General features: G+C 64.2%; 15 protein-coding genes. 11 read left to right on the top strand and 4 right to left on the bottom strand.

Going from position 1 to position 16,983, the window contains the following annotated elements:
- Positions 1–1,035, top strand: coding sequence for a Gfo/Idh/MocA family protein (locus tag AC0L3H_RS02945; protein WP_473584446.1), 1,035 nt, complete (start codon positions 1–3; stop codon positions 1,033–1,035).
- Positions 1,032–2,870 carry a D-apionate lactonase gene (gene apnL, locus AC0L3H_RS02940; protein WP_473584445.1) on the top strand — a complete coding sequence of 613 codons (1,839 nt, stop codon included), beginning with the start codon at positions 1,032–1,034 and terminating at the stop codon, positions 2,868–2,870. The genes AC0L3H_RS02945 and apnL overlap by 4 nt, the downstream gene beginning before the upstream one ends.
- Before the next feature lies 1 nt (position 2,871).
- On the opposite strand, the gene AC0L3H_RS02935 is transcribed toward apnL, so the two are convergent.
- Positions 2,872–3,612, bottom strand: a complete 741-nt coding sequence (locus tag AC0L3H_RS02935; RefSeq protein ID WP_473584444.1) for a transcriptional regulator NanR — start codon at positions 3,610–3,612, stop codon at positions 2,872–2,874.
- Between the two features lie 141 nt (positions 3,613–3,753).
- Here AC0L3H_RS02935 and oiaX point away from each other — a divergent pair, with 141 nt between their 5' ends.
- From oiaX to dhaL, 8 genes are all read left to right on the top strand, one after another.
- Positions 3,754–5,004, top strand: coding sequence for a 3-oxo-isoapionate-4-phosphate decarboxylase OiaX (oiaX, locus tag AC0L3H_RS02930; protein ID WP_473584443.1), 1,251 nt, complete (start codon positions 3,754–3,756; stop codon positions 5,002–5,004).
- Between the two features lie 4 nt (positions 5,005–5,008).
- Positions 5,009–6,343, top strand: coding sequence for a four-carbon acid sugar kinase family protein (locus AC0L3H_RS02925; protein WP_473584442.1), 1,335 nt, complete (start codon positions 5,009–5,011; stop codon positions 6,341–6,343).
- Between the two features lie 164 nt (positions 6,344–6,507).
- The gene (locus AC0L3H_RS02920; RefSeq protein WP_473584610.1) at positions 6,508–7,392 is read left to right on the top strand and encodes a helix-turn-helix domain-containing protein; all 885 of its coding nucleotides are present in this window, start codon (positions 6,508–6,510) and stop codon (positions 7,390–7,392) included.
- 137 nt (positions 7,393–7,529) lie between these two features.
- Complete coding sequence (locus AC0L3H_RS02915) at positions 7,530–8,189, top strand: 2Fe-2S iron-sulfur cluster-binding protein (RefSeq protein ID WP_473584441.1); 660 nt, start codon at positions 7,530–7,532, stop codon at positions 8,187–8,189.
- Positions 8,190–8,192: 3 nt separating this feature from the next.
- A complete protein-coding gene (locus AC0L3H_RS02910; RefSeq protein ID WP_473584440.1) occupies positions 8,193–9,179 on the top strand; it encodes an FAD binding domain-containing protein in 987 nt (328 codons plus the stop codon).
- 9 nt (positions 9,180–9,188) lie between these two features.
- A complete protein-coding gene (locus AC0L3H_RS02905) occupies positions 9,189–11,474 on the top strand; it encodes a xanthine dehydrogenase family protein molybdopterin-binding subunit (RefSeq protein ID WP_473584609.1) in 2,286 nt (761 codons plus the stop codon).
- A gap of 173 nt (positions 11,475–11,647) precedes the next feature.
- Positions 11,648–12,655, top strand: a complete 1,008-nt coding sequence (locus AC0L3H_RS02900; RefSeq protein ID WP_473494038.1) for a dihydroxyacetone kinase subunit DhaK — start codon at positions 11,648–11,650, stop codon at positions 12,653–12,655.
- 12 nt (positions 12,656–12,667) lie between these two features.
- On the top strand, positions 12,668–13,306 hold the full coding sequence (dhaL, locus tag AC0L3H_RS02895; RefSeq protein ID WP_091599884.1) for a dihydroxyacetone kinase subunit DhaL: 639 nt from the start codon (positions 12,668–12,670) through the stop codon (positions 13,304–13,306).
- A 111-nt stretch (positions 13,307–13,417) separates the two neighbouring features.
- On the opposite strand, the gene derI is transcribed toward dhaL, so the two are convergent.
- From derI to AC0L3H_RS02880, 3 genes are all read right to left on the bottom strand, one after another.
- A complete protein-coding gene (gene derI, locus AC0L3H_RS02890; RefSeq protein WP_027152577.1) occupies positions 13,418–13,861 on the bottom strand; it encodes a D-erythrulose-4-phosphate isomerase in 444 nt (147 codons plus the stop codon).
- A gap of 128 nt (positions 13,862–13,989) precedes the next feature.
- Entirely contained in the window at positions 13,990–14,775 is a 786-nt protein-coding gene (locus AC0L3H_RS02885; RefSeq protein ID WP_473584439.1) for a triose-phosphate isomerase, read from the bottom strand.
- 83 nt (positions 14,776–14,858) lie between these two features.
- Complete coding sequence (locus AC0L3H_RS02880) at positions 14,859–15,626, bottom strand: DeoR/GlpR family DNA-binding transcription regulator (protein WP_473584438.1); 768 nt, start codon at positions 15,624–15,626, stop codon at positions 14,859–14,861.
- Between the two features lie 291 nt (positions 15,627–15,917).
- Here AC0L3H_RS02880 and fba point away from each other — a divergent pair, with 291 nt between their 5' ends.
- Positions 15,918–16,982 (top strand): class II fructose-bisphosphate aldolase, encoded by a 1,065-nt coding sequence (gene fba, locus AC0L3H_RS02875; RefSeq protein ID WP_473584437.1) that lies wholly within the window; start codon positions 15,918–15,920, stop codon positions 16,980–16,982.
- Position 16,983 lies beyond the last annotated feature (1 nt).

Below are 16,983 nucleotides of genomic sequence, written 5' to 3'. Positions count from 1 at the left end.
GTGGCGGAACTGCGAGGAGCGCTGATCGGCTGCGGCTTCTTTGCCGTCAACCAGATGCATGCCTGGCGCGACATCGACAGCGCCTCGATCGTCGCCATCTGCGACCGCGACCCGGAACGGCTCAAGGTGGTCGGCGACCAGTTCGGCATTGAGCGACGCTACACAGACGCGGCGGCACTGTTTGCCGGCGAAAGCCTGGATTTCGTCGATATCGCCACCACCGCGCCGAGCCATCGTTCACTTGTCGAGATGGCGGCACAAAACCGCGTTCCGGCGATCTGCCAAAAACCGTTTGCGCCGACGCTTGCCGACGCCAAGGCCATGGTGAAGGCATGCAGCGATGCCGGCGTGGCGTTGATGGTGCATGAGAATTTTCGCTGGCAGTCGCCGATCCAGGCGGTGCGCGCCGTGCTCGACAGCGGCGACATCGGCACGCCCTTCTTCGGCCGGATCTCGTTCCGCTCGGCCTATGATGTGTTTTCCGGGCAGCCCTATCTGGCGACGGGAAAGCGCTTCATCATCGAAGACCTCGGCATCCACAGTCTCGACATAGCCCGCTTCCTGCTGGGCGACGTTTCGACGATCACGACCCGAACCGCTCGCATCAACCCCAACATTGCCGGCGAGGACGTCGCTACCATGCTGATGGACCACAAGAGCGGCACAACGTCCGTGGTCGACTGCAGCTATGCGACCAAGCTCGCGACCGAGCCATTTCCGCAGACGCTGGTCGAGATCGACGGCAGCGACGGCACGATCCGGCTCGAACAGGATTACCGGCTCACCGTCACCGGCAGGAACGGAACGGCGGTCAGCGACGTCTCGCCGCCGCTGCTGCCCTGGGCATCGCGGCCGTGGCACAACATCCAGGAAAGCGTCGTCGCCATCCAAAAGCACTGGGTCGCCTGCTTGGCGAGCAAAACCGAGCCGGCAACCTCGGGCGCCGACAATCTTAGGACCTTGGCGCTGGTCGAGGCCGCCTATGCCGGTGCTGCAAGCGGTGAACCGGTGCAGCTCGACGCTTTGCTGAGATGACCGCGGACGCCTTCCTCCTCTATGGCACACACGCGGTCGAGACCGAGCCGGTCAGCTTGCGCGCCGGCGCGCTCAGCGCCGACTTCGTCAACGGCAATCTGCGCACCATCCGCCATGGCGGCATCGAGGTGCTGCGCGCCATAGCCTACATCGTCAGGGATCGCGACTGGGGCACCTACGAGCCCGCGCTGACGGATTTGGTCATCGACCAGGGCGCCGACACTTTCACTGTCAGCTATTCGGCAAGCTGTGTCGGACCGGAGCGAAGCCGGCTCGACTTTCGCGCGACGATCAAAGGTTCCGCCGACGGCCAGCTGGTTTTCGACGTGAGCGCGCTTCCCGAAAACGCTTTCGAGACCAATCGCTGCGGCTTCTGCATCCTGCATCCGATCGCCGGCCTGGCCGGCAGCCCGGTCACTGTCGAGCACACCGACGGCAGCGTCGTCGCAACGAAACTTCCTGAGCTGATCGACCCCTGGCAGCCTTTCAAGGATCTGCGGGCGATCACGCATGAGGTCCGGCCCGGCGTCACCGCGGAATGCCGGATGGAAGGCGATGCGTTCGAGATGGAGGACCAGCGCAATTGGTCGGACGCGTCCTACAAGACCTATGTCCGGCCGCTGGCGCTGCCTTGGCCCTACATGCTGCCCGCCGGCCAGACTGTGCGCCAGACGATCAGGCTGCGTGTGACCGGCGACGGCAGGGTGCCGGCTGCCGCAGCAACCGCCGAGCCGGTACGAGTCGAACTCGGCGAAACCGGACCGCTGCTGCCGGATATCGGCGTGATCATCTACCCGGACGAGGTCGAGACGGCGCTGGCAAACCTGCCGACACTGTCCGCGCTCGGCCCGCAGCAGCTGATGTTCCATTACGATCCAACGCGGGGCCATGGCCTCGACGCCTTGCAGTCCTTTGCCCGGCTCGCCGCAGCCTACCCGGTCGAGACCATGCTTGAATGCGTCGTTTCCTGCGTTGGCGATCTCGATGCCGAGCTCTCAGGCGTCGCCGGCATGGTGCGTCAGGCCGGGCTGAAACTCTCGGCTATTGCCGTCTCGCCTTCGGTCGACCGGCAGTCGACGCCGCCGGGCAGCGCATGGCCTGAATGTCCGCCGCTTGAAGATGTCTATGCCGCGGCGCGCCGCGCCTTTCCCGACATCCGCCTCGGCGGCGGCATGTTCAGCTATTTCACCGAACTCAACCGCAAGCGCGTTCCCGCCGATCTGCTCGATTTCGTCAGCCACTGCACCTGCCCGATCGTGCACGCCGCCGACGATCTCAGCGTCATGCAGTCGCTGGAGGCGCTGCCGTTCATCACCCGATCGGCGCGAGCGATCTTCGGGGCAAAACCCTACCGGATCGGCCCGTCGACCATCGCCATGCGGCAGAACCCCTATGGCGGCGCGACCAAGGCCAACCCGCACAATCAGCGCATCGCCATGGCCGACCGGGATCCCCGCCATGCCGGGCTGTTCGCGGCAGCATGGACGATCGGCTATGGCGCGCGGGTCGCGCCGGCCGGGCTGGAGATGCTCACGCTGTCCAGCTTCAGCGGACCGTTCGGCGTACTGGCGGCATCCGGGGAACCTGTCGGCGAAGGTGAACCCCGGCCGATCTTCCAGGCCGTGCAGGGGCTTTGCGAACTGGCCGGCTTCAGGCAGGTGGCGGCGAGGACGAGCGATGAGACGCGGGTGCTCACGCTGGCCGGCCGTTCTGCCGCGGGCCAGACCATCATGTGGCTGGCGAACCTGACGGCGAGCGAAGTGACGGTTGATATTTCCGGGTTCGAACCACGCCGCCTTGTGATGACGCCCTACGCGATCACCCGGATCGGGTGAATCAGCTGCCGGAATTCGTCACCCGGAGTTCATCACCCGAATTCATCACGTAGAGCGCACGCGAGCGCTCGAGGTGCTTGATCATCGCCTTCTCGGCGCCGTCCGCGTCCTTCTGCTCGATGCGCCTGATGATTTCTTCGTGCTCGAGCAGCGTGAAATTTTCCTTGCCAGTCCAGATCAGCATTTCGGTGTGATATTCCTTCAACCAGCCAAGCATTGCTTCGCTGACCGCGACATAGATCGGGTTGCCGGATATCGCCGCGATCTGGGTATGAAACTTCATGTCGGCGGATATGAAGGCTTCGGAATCGCCGCGAAAGCTGCGCTGTTCGGCAATTGTTGCCCGCAAACGCTGCACGTCCTCGGCGGTGGCCTTTTCGGCGGCTTCCCGGACCATGCCGCGCTCGAAGAAGATGCGCGCATTCTTGAGGTGCTCCAGCGTGTCCTTCGATGACGCCAGGATGATCTTGGCGGCGCCGTCGACCTGCTTGATGATCGACTTGGCGGTCAGTTGCAGCACTTTCGCCCGCTCGCCATGCGAGATCGCGACAAGCCCCATATTGCTCAACGCCTGCATCGCCTCGCGGATCGCCGGCCTGCCGACCGCAAAGCGCTCCATCAGCTCGCGCTCCGATGGCATGTCGTCGCCCGGCTGCAATTCGCCGCTGGTGATCAAGCGCTTCAGTCGCAAAAACACTTCGTCGGAAAGTTTGCGCCGGACGATCGGCTCCGAACGGTTCATCGTCGCGAATCACTCCCTTGACCGGTTCTGTTTAGCATCGTCATCACGAATCTCGGAATGCTCGGCCGAGCAGGATATCGCTTGCAATACTTATGTACTCATTATACCAGATTTCGAGGATCAGGGAACTTTTTTCGGACTATGATCACCCTCACCTATCGCATCGAAACCCAAGGCAGCATCGACGCGCTGGCGGCCAAGATCGCCAGCGACCAGTCGACCGGAACCTTCGTCGCGCTGGCCGGCGAGACCGAGGAGCTCAAGGCCCGGGTGGCGGCGCGCGTATTGGCGATACGGCCTCTGCCGGACGCCGATCGCCCGTCCCTTCCCGAAGCCGGGGACGGGCCCTTCAAGCGGGCAGATGTCGACATCGCATTTCCGCTTGATGCCATCGGCACCGATCTTTCGGCATTGATGACCATCGCCATTGGCGGCGCCTTTTCGATCAAGGGCCTGTCCGGCATTCGCGTCGTCGATATGAAGCTGCCGGAGGAATACCGGGGTGCGCATCCGGGTCCGCAATTCGGTGTCGCCGGCAGTCGCAGGCTGACCGGCGTCAGGGATCGCCCGATCATCGGAACGATCGTCAAGCCGGCGCTTGGGCTGCGCCCGCACGAGACGGCCGAAATGGTCGGTGAGCTGATCGACGCCGGCGTCGATTTCATCAAGGACGACGAGAAGTTGATGAGCCCGGCCTATTCGCCGCTGTCGGAACGGGTGAAGGCGATTATGCCGCTCGTCCTCGACCATGAGCAGAAGACCGGCAAAAAGGTAATGTATGCCTTTGGCATCTCGCACGCCGACCCGGACGAGATGATGCGCAACCATGATCTGGTGGCGAAGACCGGCGGCAATTGCGCCGTGGTCAACATCAATTCCGTCGGCTTCGGCGGCATGGCTTACCTGAGAAAGCGCTCCAGCCTGGTGCTCCATGCCCACCGCAACGGCTGGGATATCCTCACCCGCCACCCCGGTCTGGGCATGGACTTCAAGGTCTGGCAGCAGTTCTGGCGGCTGCTCGGCGTCGACCAGTTCCAGATCAACGGCATCGCCTCGAAATACTGGGAGCCGGACTGGTCCTTCATCAGTTCCTTCGAGGCGGTGACCACGCCGATCTTTTCGCCGGAGGATTGCGCGCTGCCGGTCGCCGGCTCCGGCCAATGGGGTGGACAAGCCCCCGAAACCTACCGGCGAACCGGCCGAACGGTCGATCTTCTCTATCTCTGCGGCGGCGGCATCGTCAGCCATCCTGACGGACCGGGCGCCGGCGTACGCGCCGTGCAGCAAGCCTGGCAGGCGGCCGTCGATGGCATACCGTTGGCGGACTTCGCCCTGAGCCACCCGGAACTGGCGCGGTCGATCGAGAAATTCGGCGACGGCAAAGCGGCCTGACGCCATGCAAAGCCTGCTTCTGAGCTATTATGGCGATGATCTCACCGGCTCGACCGACGTCATGGAGGCGCTCGAGCTCGGCGGCGTGCCGACCGTGCTGTTCATGCGTCAGCCGGACGAGGCCATGCTTTCGCAGTTCGCGCATTGCCGTGCCATCGGCCTGGCCGGCACCAGCCGAAGCGAGACGCCGCAGTGGATGGACATGCACCTCAACCGCGCCTTCGCCTGGCTGAAGACCCTGAACGCCGAGATCTGCCACTACAAGGTCTGCTCGACCTTCGATTCCAGCCCGGCATTCGGCAGCATCGGCCGGGCTATCGAGATCGGCCGCTCGGTTTTTAGCCAGGACAGCGTGCCGCTGGTGGTCGGCGCGCCGCAGCTCAAGCGCTACACCGCCTTCGGCCATCTGTTTGCTGCTTACCGCGACAAATATTTCCGTATCGACCGCCATCCCGTAATGAGCCGCCACCCAACCACGCCGATGGATGAATCCGACCTGCTGATCCATCTGTCGCGCCAGACGGACCTCACCTCGGGGCTGGTGGATCTGGCGACGCTGCAGTCGGCGTCCCGATCGGAAGCGTTCGATCGCTTGCTCGGCGATGGCACCAGCATCGCGCTGTTGGATGTCGACAGCCTGGAAAGTCAGGCGCTTGCCGGCAAGGAGATATGGCGCGTTCGCCGGCCGGGCGGCACATTCGTCGTCGGCTCTTCGGGCATCGAATATGCGCTGCTGGCCGAATGGGCCGCCAACCGGACCCTCCGTGCCGAGCCCAGCTTTTCGCCGCCGGGTGCGGCCGACCAGATCGCAGTGGTCTCGGGCAGCTGCTCGCCGACGACGGAACGACAGATCCGGCATGCTTTGACGGACGGTTTCGACGGGGTCGAGGTGGACCCTGTCGAACTGGTTTCCGAGGCCTCCAGCGATGCGATTGCGCGCGCGGCAGCAAGCGGGCGTGCCAGTCTCGAAGCCGGTCGCAGCGTCGTCCTCTACACCGCCCTCGGTCCCGCAGCCGACCGGGGCGCCGAAATCGATCGGCAGGAAGGCGCCCGCCACAAGCTTGGCCGCGGCCTCGGCGAACTTCTTCGCGAGCTGACGATCGAACAGAAACTGCAGCGCGTGGTCATTGCCGGCGGCGATACGTCGAGCCATGCGCTCGGCCAGATGGGCGTCGATGCGCTGACGGTCAAGATGCCGCTGCCCGCCTCGCCGGGCTCGCCGCTTTGCGTCGCCCACTCGCGCGTCAAGGCGATCGACGGACTGGAGATTGCGTTCAAGGGCGGGCAAGTCGGTACCGATCGCTATTTCTGCGCCATCCGCGATGGGCTCGGCCGGTAGCAGGCGCGCTGGATTTGCTGATCTCACGACTTCTTGAACACGGCGCGGTTACCAACAAACGATAGCTGCCCCACATAAGGCGCCGTACGCGCAGCGGCGGGGCGGCGTAAACGCTCAAGCGGGGCTGGATCACGGCTCCGCGAATGAACCAGCGGGATGCCGCGATGTCATTCAGACCATTGCTTGGTGACGGACGGGTTCGGAGCCAGGAGGAGAAGTCGGAGCCCCTGCAAACCGCGTCATGGGCCAGCTCTTCGATCGTTTTCGACAACCGGCGGTGGGCGTGCCGCGAGGCGGAACTGCGCTGGACAGCCCCTCATCATCTGATCGTGCTGACCGAAGAAGGCGGAACCTCCCATACATCTATCCGGCACGAGGCAAAATCGCTGTACGACGGAATGGACCGTCCCGGAGCCCTCACCTTCGTCCCCGCAGGCGCCGAGCGGCACGGCTTCTATCGCGATGTAGACCTCTCCTACTCAGCCCTGTGGATCGATCCCGATATCAGGCTTCCTGGCTGCGAACGCCTGAGAGAGCTGCCGATCCTGGTGAACAGGAAAGACGTGGTGATCGCCACGCTGCTGAGTTCGCTTCGCGACGAGATGGCACTCGGCCACCAGCCGGACACTGCCTATATCGAGCATCTGGTCGCCCTGGTAAGCCTCCGCGTGGCCGCCCTGAACCGGGAGCAACACCCGTCGGTGCGCCACGGCTGTCTCAGCCGTCGCGCGCTTGGTCGAGTTCGGGCTTACATCGATGCCCATATGAATGCAGACATTTCGCTAAGCGAGTTGGCAGCCGTCGCGGGCATGGCCGTCGACAATTTTGCGCGCCGATTCAAGGCGACGACCGGGCTTGCACCCTATGCCTATGTGATCGAGGAACGCGTCCGGCGAGCCGAGATACTGCTGAGCGAAACGGGCTTGTCGATCGGCAGCATTGCCTTTCGGCTCGGCTTTTCAAGCCAGAGCCACTTCACCACGACGTTCCGGCGTCTCAAGGGCGTGACGCCTCGGGCCTATCGGGTGAATTCTTCTCCGGAATCCTGATATTGCCGCCGGTTTCTTGAAAGAAAGCCGCCGCGCGCCTCCCCACCTGCAAGGTCGATGAGTGACAGGCCCCGACGGTACGCCATCGGGTTAAGTCGCCGTCTTCCGTTCTTGTCATTGCGACTGGGAGATTATGCATGGCCGAAACTGACAACAGAAACGGGCCGACGCGCCGAGCGGTGCTGGAGGGCGGCGTGGCGACCGGCGTGCTCCTGGCGACCGGTATACCGGTATACGCGGAGCCGGCCGGCGCCGTTGCGGCGGCCGCATCGCCGACGCCGGCGCCAACGATGCCGATATCGCTGCGGATCAACGCGAAGGATTTTGCCGTCGAACTCGACCCGCGGACGACGCTGCTCGACGCGCTGCGCAACCATCTCGGCCTCACCGGCTCGAAGAAAGGCTGCGACCACGGCCAGTGCGGCGCATGCACGGTGCTGGTCGATGGGCGCCGGATCAATTCCTGCCTGACGCTTGCGGCAATGCATGAAGGCGACGAGATCACCACGGTCGAGGGCCTCGCCGAGGGCGACCGGCTGCATCCGGTGCAGGCCGCCTTCGTTGCCCGCGACGGCTTCCAGTGCGGCTACTGCACGCCGGGCCAGATCTGCTCGGCGGTCGGTATGCTGGGCGAGGCCAGGGCCGGCTGGCCGAGCCATGCGAGCGCCGACGTGGCAGCGGTTCCCGTCGCTCTCACCGATGCCGAGATCCGCGAGCGGATGAGCGGCAACATCTGCCGTTGTGCCGCTTATCCGAACATCGTCGCTGCAATCCGCGACGCGGCAGAGGGGGCGTGAGCAATGCAATCCTTCACCTATGAACGTGCGGCAAGTGCCGAGCAGGCAGCCGCCGCGGTCGCGGCGCGGCCGGACGCCAAGTTCATCAGCGGCGGCACCAACCTGCTCGACCTGATGAAGCTCGAGATCGAGCGCCCTGCGCATCTCGTCGACATCAGCCGGCTGCCGCTTGATCGGATCGAGGAGACGGCGGCAGGCGGGCTTCGGGTCGGCGCCCAGGTCCGCAACAGCGATCTTGCCGCCGATCCGCGGGTGAGATCGCGCTATCCGATGCTCACGCAAGCGCTGCTGGCGGGAGCGTCCGGCCAGATACGCAACAAGGCCTCGACCAGCGGCAATCTCCTTCAGCGCACGCGCTGCCCCTATTTCTACGACCGCAACATGCCTTGCAACAAGCGCGAGCAAGGTTCGGGCTGCGCGGCGCTGCAGGGTTTCAATCGCATGCACGCCGTGCTCGGCGCCAGCCAGGCCTGCATCGCGGTCCATCCCTCCGACATGGCGGTCGCCATGGCCGGGCTCGACGCCAGGATCGAGACCATATCGCCCGGCGGCGGGACCCGCACGATTCCGATTGGCGATCTCCATCGATTGCCTGAGGCGACGCCGCATGTGGAAACCGTGCTCGACCACGGCGAGATGATCGCCGCCGTCACCCTGCCGCCGCCACCGCCCGGCCGGCAGGTTTACCGCAAGGTGCGTGACCGTGCCTCCTACGCCTTCGCGCTGGTATCGGTGGCGGCAGTCGTCGAGAAAAGCGGCGATCGTATCCAAAGCGCTCGGATCGCCATGGGCGGCGTGGCCGCCAAGCCCTGGCGCGCGACGGAGGCAGAGCGCACCCTCGCTGGAGCGGCGGCGTCCGACGGCGCCTTTACCGACGCGGCCGAAGCCGCGCTCGCCGAAGCCGTCGGATATGGCGGCAATGATTTCAAGATCCCGCTGGCGAAACGGACGATGCGGCACACGCTCGCTGCTGCCGCCGAGAGTGCATGAGGTGACATGATGACAGAGACGAAGACCTCAAACCGTCCTCGCGAAACACGCAGCGGCATCATCGGGCGTCCATTCGATCGCATCGATGGTCCGCTCAAGGTGAGAGGCGATGCCACCTACGCCTACGAGAATACGCTGGAGGGTACAGCCTTTGGCTTTATTCTCGGCGCTGCCGTCGCCAAGGGGCGCATTGCCGAGATCGACACGGCCGAAGCCGAACGGGCGCCGGCAGTGCTGCTCGTCATGACGCACCGGAATGCGCCGGCCCAGCCGGATTTCGGCCCGGCGGTCACGCCGACGGTGCCGGAGGTCTTCACGCGCGCCCGGCCCGCGCTCAACAGCGAGCGGGTGCGCTATTACGACGAGCCCGTCGCGCTGATCGTTGCGGAGACGTTCGAGGCGGCACGTGCTGCCGCCGGCCTCATCAAAGTGCGCTACGACGAGGAGCCGGGCCTCTACGATCTGTCGGGACATGTGGCCGACGCCTACGCACCAAAGCGGACCAATGCCGGCTTCGAGACCGACAGCGTGATCGGCGACTTCGAGAGCGCCTTTGCCGCAGCTCCGGTCAAGGTCGATGCCACTTACCGGACGCCCTTCGAACATCACAATCCGATGGAGCCCCATGCGACGCTCGCCGCCTGGTCAGGCAACGAGCTGACGATCCATACATCGGCGCAAACCCTGGCGAATTTCCGGGCGGGGGTCGCCAGCACACTCCGCATCCCGCCCGAGCGTGTGCGCATCATCAGCCCGTTCATCGGCGGCGGCTTCGGCTCCAAGCTGATTGCCCATGCCGATACGATCCTGGCCGCGCTTGCTGCAAAGGTCCTGCAGCGTCCCGTCAAGATCGCGCTGACGCGACAACAGATGTTCGCCAATGCCGGTCATCGCGCAGAGATGATCCAACAGGTGCGTCTCAGCACGGGCACCGACGGGCGGCTCACCGGGATCGCGCACGACGTCTGGTCGGCAACGTCCAGCTTCGAGGAGTACTGCGAGCAAACGGCAGTTTTTGCCCGCTCGCTCTATGCGGCGCCGAACCGTGTCACCCGCCATCGCCTGGTCCCGCTGGATATCAACCGCGGCGAATGGATGCGCTCGCCCGGCGAAGCCCCCGGCATGCTGGCCTTCGAATGCGCCATGGATGAACTCGCCGAGCGGCTCGGACTGGACCCGATCGAACTCAGGATCCGCAATGAACCGGCCCAGGATCCCGAGCGCGGCGTGCCGTTCTCCACCCGCAACCTCGTCGCCTGCATGGAGGAAGGCGCCCGCCGTTTCGGTTGGCAGCGAAGAAACCCGACGCCGGGCCGCGCCCGAGACGGCCGCAAGCTCATCGGCTACGGCATGGCGGCGGCGATCCGTCCGAACTACATCGGCGCGGCGACGGCGCGGGTTGCGATCGACCGCGACGGTCGGGTGACGGCGCGGCTCGACATGACCGATATCGGGACCGGCACCTATACGATCCTGACCCAGATCGCCGCGGACAGCCTCGGCGTGCCGATCTCGTCCGTCAAAGTGGAGCTTGGCGACAGCCGCTTCCCGCGTACCGCCGGCTCCGGCGGGTCCTGGGGCGCGGCAAGTGCAGGGTCGGCGCTGCACAACGCCTGCAACGCCCTTAGGGAACGGATATTGCAGGCGGCGCGGTCGAGCGAAGCCTCGCCGTTGCGCGGCGCTGGCGCCACCGAAGCGAGCTTTGCCGACGGCGAGGTCAGGCTCGGCCAGCGTTCGGCAAGCCTGACCGACCTCGTCCGGCGGATCGCTCCCGACGGGTTCGAGGCCGAGGGTTCCGTAGCCGCCGGCGCAGCCACCCCGTCATACAAGGCTTACTCGCAGCATTCCTATGGCGCGCATTTCGCCGAGGTCGCTGTCGATTGCGATACCGGTGAGATCCGCATGCGCCGGATGCTGGCGGTGATGGGCGCTGGCCGTATCCTCAACCCCAAGACCGCGCGCTCGCAAATCATCGGCGGCATGACCTGGGGAATCGGTGCGGCGCTGATGGAGCAGACGGTGCTCGACCGGCGTTACGGCCACTTCGTCAATCACGATCTTGCCGAGTATCACGTCCCGATCAACGGCGACGTCCCGGAGATGGAGGTCGTCTTCCTCGAGGAACATGACGACAAGGCCAATCCATTCGGCGCGAAGGGGATCGGCGAACTCGGCGTCTGCGGTGCGGGCGCAGCTGTTGCCAACGCCATCTACAACGCGACCGGCGTGCGGGTGCGTGACTTTCCCATCACCCTGGACAAGCTGCTGCCTGCCTTGCCGGTGATCGCCATTTGACGCGGCAAGTCTTGTTCGGGCATTTCAAGCTCAAGGACAAGGCGGCTGCCAATCCCTGCGTGCAGGTACTGGCCGCGCCGGAACATATTGCCGCGTGAAATCTCCCTCCCCGGGTGGAAATTCCGGTAACACGCTGTACTATCTGCGAAATTACCGAAATCGGGAGGCTGCCGGTGCAGACCAAGAAGATCATCAACGACGGCAACCGCACTGTCGACGAGATGCTGGAAGGCATTCTGGCCGCGCATCCCCGCCATCTCAAAAGCATGGAGGGCAGCCCACGCTCGATCATCGCCCGCGATGGACCTCGCCAGGGCAAGGTCGGCCTCGTCATCGGCGGCGGCTCCGGCCACGAGCCGACCTTCCTCGGTTTCGTCGGCAAGGGGCTGGCCGACGCGGCGGCGATCGGCAATGTCTTTGCCTCGCCGCCGCCGGACCCGATCCTTGAATGCGCCAAGGCGGCCAGCGGCGGCGCCGGCGTGCTGTTCATGTATGGCAACTATGCCGGCGACGTGATGAACTTCGACATGGCCGCAGAGATGGCGGCGATGGATGACATCGAAGTGCGCACCGTGCTGACCACCGACGACGTGGCATCGGCGCCGCGCGACCAGAGGCAAAAGCGCCGTGGTGTCGCCGGCAATTTCTTCATCTTCAAGGCCGCTGGTGCCGCCTGCGAGCGGATGCTGTCATTCGAAGAATGCGAGCGTATCGCCAGGAAGGCCAATGATCACACCTTCACCATGGGCGTGGCGCTGTCGCCCTGTTCGCTGCCGCAGACCCGCCGGCCGAATTTCGAGATCGGACCGGATGAGATGGAGATCGGCATGGGCATCCATGGCGAGCCGGGCATCGCCCGCGGAAAATTGAAAACCGCCGACGAGATCACCGACGAGATGCTGGACAAGATCGTCGACGAGATGGCGCCGGCACGCGGCGACAAGGTCGCCGTGCTCGTCAATTCGCTCGGCTCGACGCCGCTGATGGAGCTCTACATCATGAACCGGCGCGTCAAACAGCGGCTCGATGACATCGGCGTGTCAGTTCACGCGACCTGGGTCGGCAATTATTGCACCTCGCTCGAAATGGCCGGCGCCTCGGTGACGCTGATGCATCTCGACGCCGAATTGCAGACGATGCTCGACCATCCTTGCGACTGCGCCATGTTCCGCGCCGGCTGAAAGGGTGCATCCATGACATCCATCGATGCAGCCGATCTGAAAAGAATGTTCGATGCGATCGCGGTGGCGATCGAAGCCGACAAGGACAGGCTCTGTCAGCTCGACGGGGTCATCGGCGACGCCGATCATGGCATCGCCATGGCGCTCGGCTTTGGGGCGGTGCGCGATGCGCTGGCGCCGCTGGAGCTCACGGCAACCGAGCCGACTGTTCTCCTCAACACTGCGGCGAAGTCGTTCCTCAACGCCGTCGGCGCCTCGTCGGGCCCGCTCTACGCGACGGCCTTCATGCGTGGTGCGGCTGCCGTCAAGGGCAAGGCGACCTTGGCGGGCGCCGATGTCGTCGCCCTGTTCCAGGCGATGGCGCAAGGCATCCAGGATCGCGGCAAGGCGGAGATCGGCGAGAAGACGATGGTCGACGCCTGGCTGCCGGCGGCGCAAGCCGCGGCCGCTGCCCATGCCGCCGGCAAGACCCTGTCCGAAAGCCTGGCAGCCGCCCTCGAAGCAGCCGAACGGGGCGCCGAGGCGACCAAGGATATGATCGCCGCGAAGGGCCGCTCGTCGCGGCTCGGCGAGCGGTCGCTCGGACACATCGACCCCGGCGCGGCGTCGGCGGTCACCGTTATCGGCGCGATGCGAAAAAGCCTGGCTTAAGCGCATCGCATCAATGCGACGCGCTTAAGCTCCTGTTTATACATGTCGTTATCCCAAAACCGCTGCGCACCCTCGGTTCACGCCCGAGGGCATGCTTTTGGGCGACATGCATTAGCCCAGCTTCGCCGCGTCGAGCCTGTCGATCGCCTGGACATTGCCGGCCGATGGCCCGTTTTCATCGAACTCCGATGCGAGCCAGGCATCGACGATCGACTTGGCCAGTTCCGGGCCGATAACGCGGGCGCCCATGGTGATGATCTGGGCATTGTTGGATTTCGCCGCGCGCTCCGCCGAATAGGTGTCATGGGTGAGTGCGGCGCGAATGCCGGGCACCTTGTTGGCCGAGATGGAAACGCCGATGCCGGTGCCGCAAAACAAGATGCCGCGATCGTTTTCGCCGTCGAGGATGGTCTGGGCGAGCTTCTGCGACAGGTCGGCATAGTAGCCGGCCTGGCTGACGTCGCTGACGGAGAGGCCAGGCTTGGTGGCCAGGTGAGCGGCAATGACGTCGAGCAGCGGCTTGCCGGCGCTGTCGGCCCCAATGGCTATTTTCATTTTTTCTGTCCTTTCCTGTTCGATTGCTCTGGAGCCTGTTCCATCCCGATGGCATCGGGATGGGGCTCTAACTTTTGTTGGGCATGATCTTTTCCGAAAAACCGGATTCCACTTTTCGGGATCATGCTCTAGATCGCCGCCGAGGCGCGTTCGAGGATGTCGATATAGCCTTCCGCCTGCCAGGCGGAGCGGCCGATGAACAGCCCGTCGATATGCGGCTGGCCGATCAGCTCGGCGGCATTTTGCGGATTGACGCTGCCGCCATAAAGCACCGGCGGCATGGCCGGCAGAAGATCGCCGGCGATCTTCTTGATCAGCGCCTGCTGCCTGTCGGCGTAGTCGGCACTTGCCGGAATGCCCTTGTCGCCGATCGCCCAGACCGGTTCGTAAGCAAACAGGATCGTCGCCGCCTTGGCCTGGCCTTCAAGGTATTGCAGCGCGCCGTGCACCTGCAACGCCAGCACCGCATCGGCCTGGCCGCTGTTGCGTTGCGCCAATGTCTCGCCGACGCAAATGAGCGGCACCAACCCGTGCTTCACCGCCGCTGCGGTCTTGAGACCAACCGTATTGTCGGTCTCGCCGAAATGCTCGCGCCGTTCGCTATGGCCGAGCTCGACGAGATCGAGCCCGCAGTCCGTCAGCATCACCGGCGAGATCTCGCCGGTCCAGGCGCCGGCGTCGGCCCAGTGCATGTTCTGGGCACCGACCTTGATCCGCGTCGATGCCAGCGCCTTCTTGATCTCGCGAACCGCCGTGAAGGGTGGGATGACGAAGGGCTGGATACGGTCGTCGAAACCGGGTACGAACCCCGCCAGCGCCCTGGCAAAGTCAGTCGCTTCTGCAAGCGTCTTGTTCATTTTCCAGCTTGTGCCGACCCAGTAAGCCACGCGTCCTCCTTCTAGAGCCTGTTCCATCCCGCGAGGCGGGATGGGACTCTATCTTCTTCCTTGACCATGATCTTTTCCGAAAACCGGTTCCCACTTTTCGGGATCATGGTCTAGTCCTTCTCGACCAGTGTCAGCGAAACGCCGGCGCCTTCCAGCGCCTCGCGTGTCTGCGGCCCCAGTTTTCGACCGGTGAAGACGGCGTCGAACGCCTTGAGATCGGTCAGGAAATGCAAGGCCGTGCGGCCGAACTTGCCGTGATCGACCAGCAGATATTTGCGGGCGGCCGCGGCCATCATCAACCGCTTGGTATGGACCACTTCCTGGTCCTGGTGGAAGGCGGAAACGCCGTGGATGGCGGACGACGACAGGAAGGCGACATCGGCGCGCAACGATCTCAGCGTGTCCTCGGCAAGCAGGCCGAAGAAACCGTGGAATTTCTTGCTGTACTGGCCGCCGAGCGCGATCAGGGTGATACCGGCAACGCCGGCCAGATCCTGTATCACGGCCAGATTGTTGGAGATCACGGTCAGCGGGCGCAGATCCGCAAGGTGGCGCGCAATGCCGCCCGCCGTCGAGCCGTCGTCGATGATCACCGTCTGGCCCGGTTCGATGACAGCCACGGCGGCAACCGCCAGGCGCTGCTTCTCCTCGGCGGCCTGCTTCTGACGGTAGCGGAAATCACTTTCGAACAGGCCGCTCGGCTGAATCGAGGCGCCGCCGCGTATCTTGCGCAGGAAGCCGCTTTCCTCGAGTTCGTCGAGGTCGCGATGGACGGTCATCTTCGATACGCCGAAGCGCGAGGCAAGGTCATCGACACTGGCCGTGCCGGTGTCCATCAGAAAATCCATGATGCCTTGCCGCCGGCCGTCGCTCTTCATCGTCCAGCCTGTTTCCTTTAATTCGCGTCGCCGCGTCCGCCGTGGCAGAAACGGCTGATAGAAGTTATTATAACAGATAAAATCGCATGCATGCCATATTTTTTGTGATGGTGTTACGTTTCTTTGGGATATTCCTTGCTTATGATCGCTGCCTTGTAACAAGAATTGCTCTCGCCGGCATGGCCAGAGGTTGCGGTTCTCCGGAAATCCGGCCAGAAGCATCAATGGGCTGAATGACGACCGGACAGCTCGCAAACCATAGGCTTGAAACCAAATACGGGAGACCATTGGGTGGCTCGCATCACATTGAGACAATTGCTCGACCATGCCGCCGAACACGGCTATGGCGTGCCTGCCTTCAACATGAACAATATGGAACAGGGCCTTGCCATCATGGAGGCGGCCAAGGAGACCAAATCGCCTGTCATCCTGCAGGCGAGCCGCGGCGCCCGCGCCTATGCCAACGACGTCGTGCTGGCCAAGCTGATCGACGCGCTGGTCGAGATCCATCCCGATATCCCGGTCTGCATGCATCTCGACCATGGCAACAACGAAGCCACCTGCGTGACCGCGATCCAGCACGGCTTCACCTCGGTGATGATGGACGGATCGCTGAAGGAGGACGGCAAGTCGCCGGCCGATTACGACTATAATTCCGGGATCACGCGGCGCGTCGTCGACATGGCGCATTGGGGCGGCGTGTCGGTGGAAGGCGAGATCGGCGTTCTCGGATCCCTGGAGATGGGCGGCGGCGAACAGGAAGACGGCCACGGCGTCGAGGGCACCGTCAGCCACGACCAACTGCTGACCGATCCGGAGCAGGCGGTGCAGTTCGTCAAGGACACGCATGTCGATGCGCTGGCCGTCGCAATGGGCACCAGCCACGGCGCCTACAAGTTCTCGCGCAAGCCGGACGGCGCGGTGCTCGCCATGAACGTGATCGAGGAGATCCACCGCCGCCTGCCGAACATGCACCTGGTCATGCACGGCTCGTCCTCGGTGCCGGAAGAGCTGCAGGAGATCATCAACAAGTATGGCGGCCAGATGAAGCCGACATGGGGCGTGCCGGTCGAGGAGATCCAGCGCGGCATCAAGCACGGCGTGCGCAAGATCAACATCGACACCGACAACCGCATGGCGCTGACCGGCGCGATCCGCAAGGTGCTGACCGAGAACCCGAGCGAGTTCGATCCGCGCAAATATCTGACGCCGGCAATGGCCGCGATGAGGAAGCTGTGCAAAGAGCGCTTCGAGCAGTTCGGCACCGCCGGCAACGCCCCCAAGATCAAGCCGCTGCCGGTCTCGGAAATGGCCAAGCGCTACAAGTCGGGCAGTCTCGACCCGAAGTTCGGCTGAC

It is taken from the genome of Mesorhizobium sp. WSM4816 (assembly GCF_055811535.1).
This window is presented reverse-complemented; position numbering and strand designations above follow the sequence as displayed.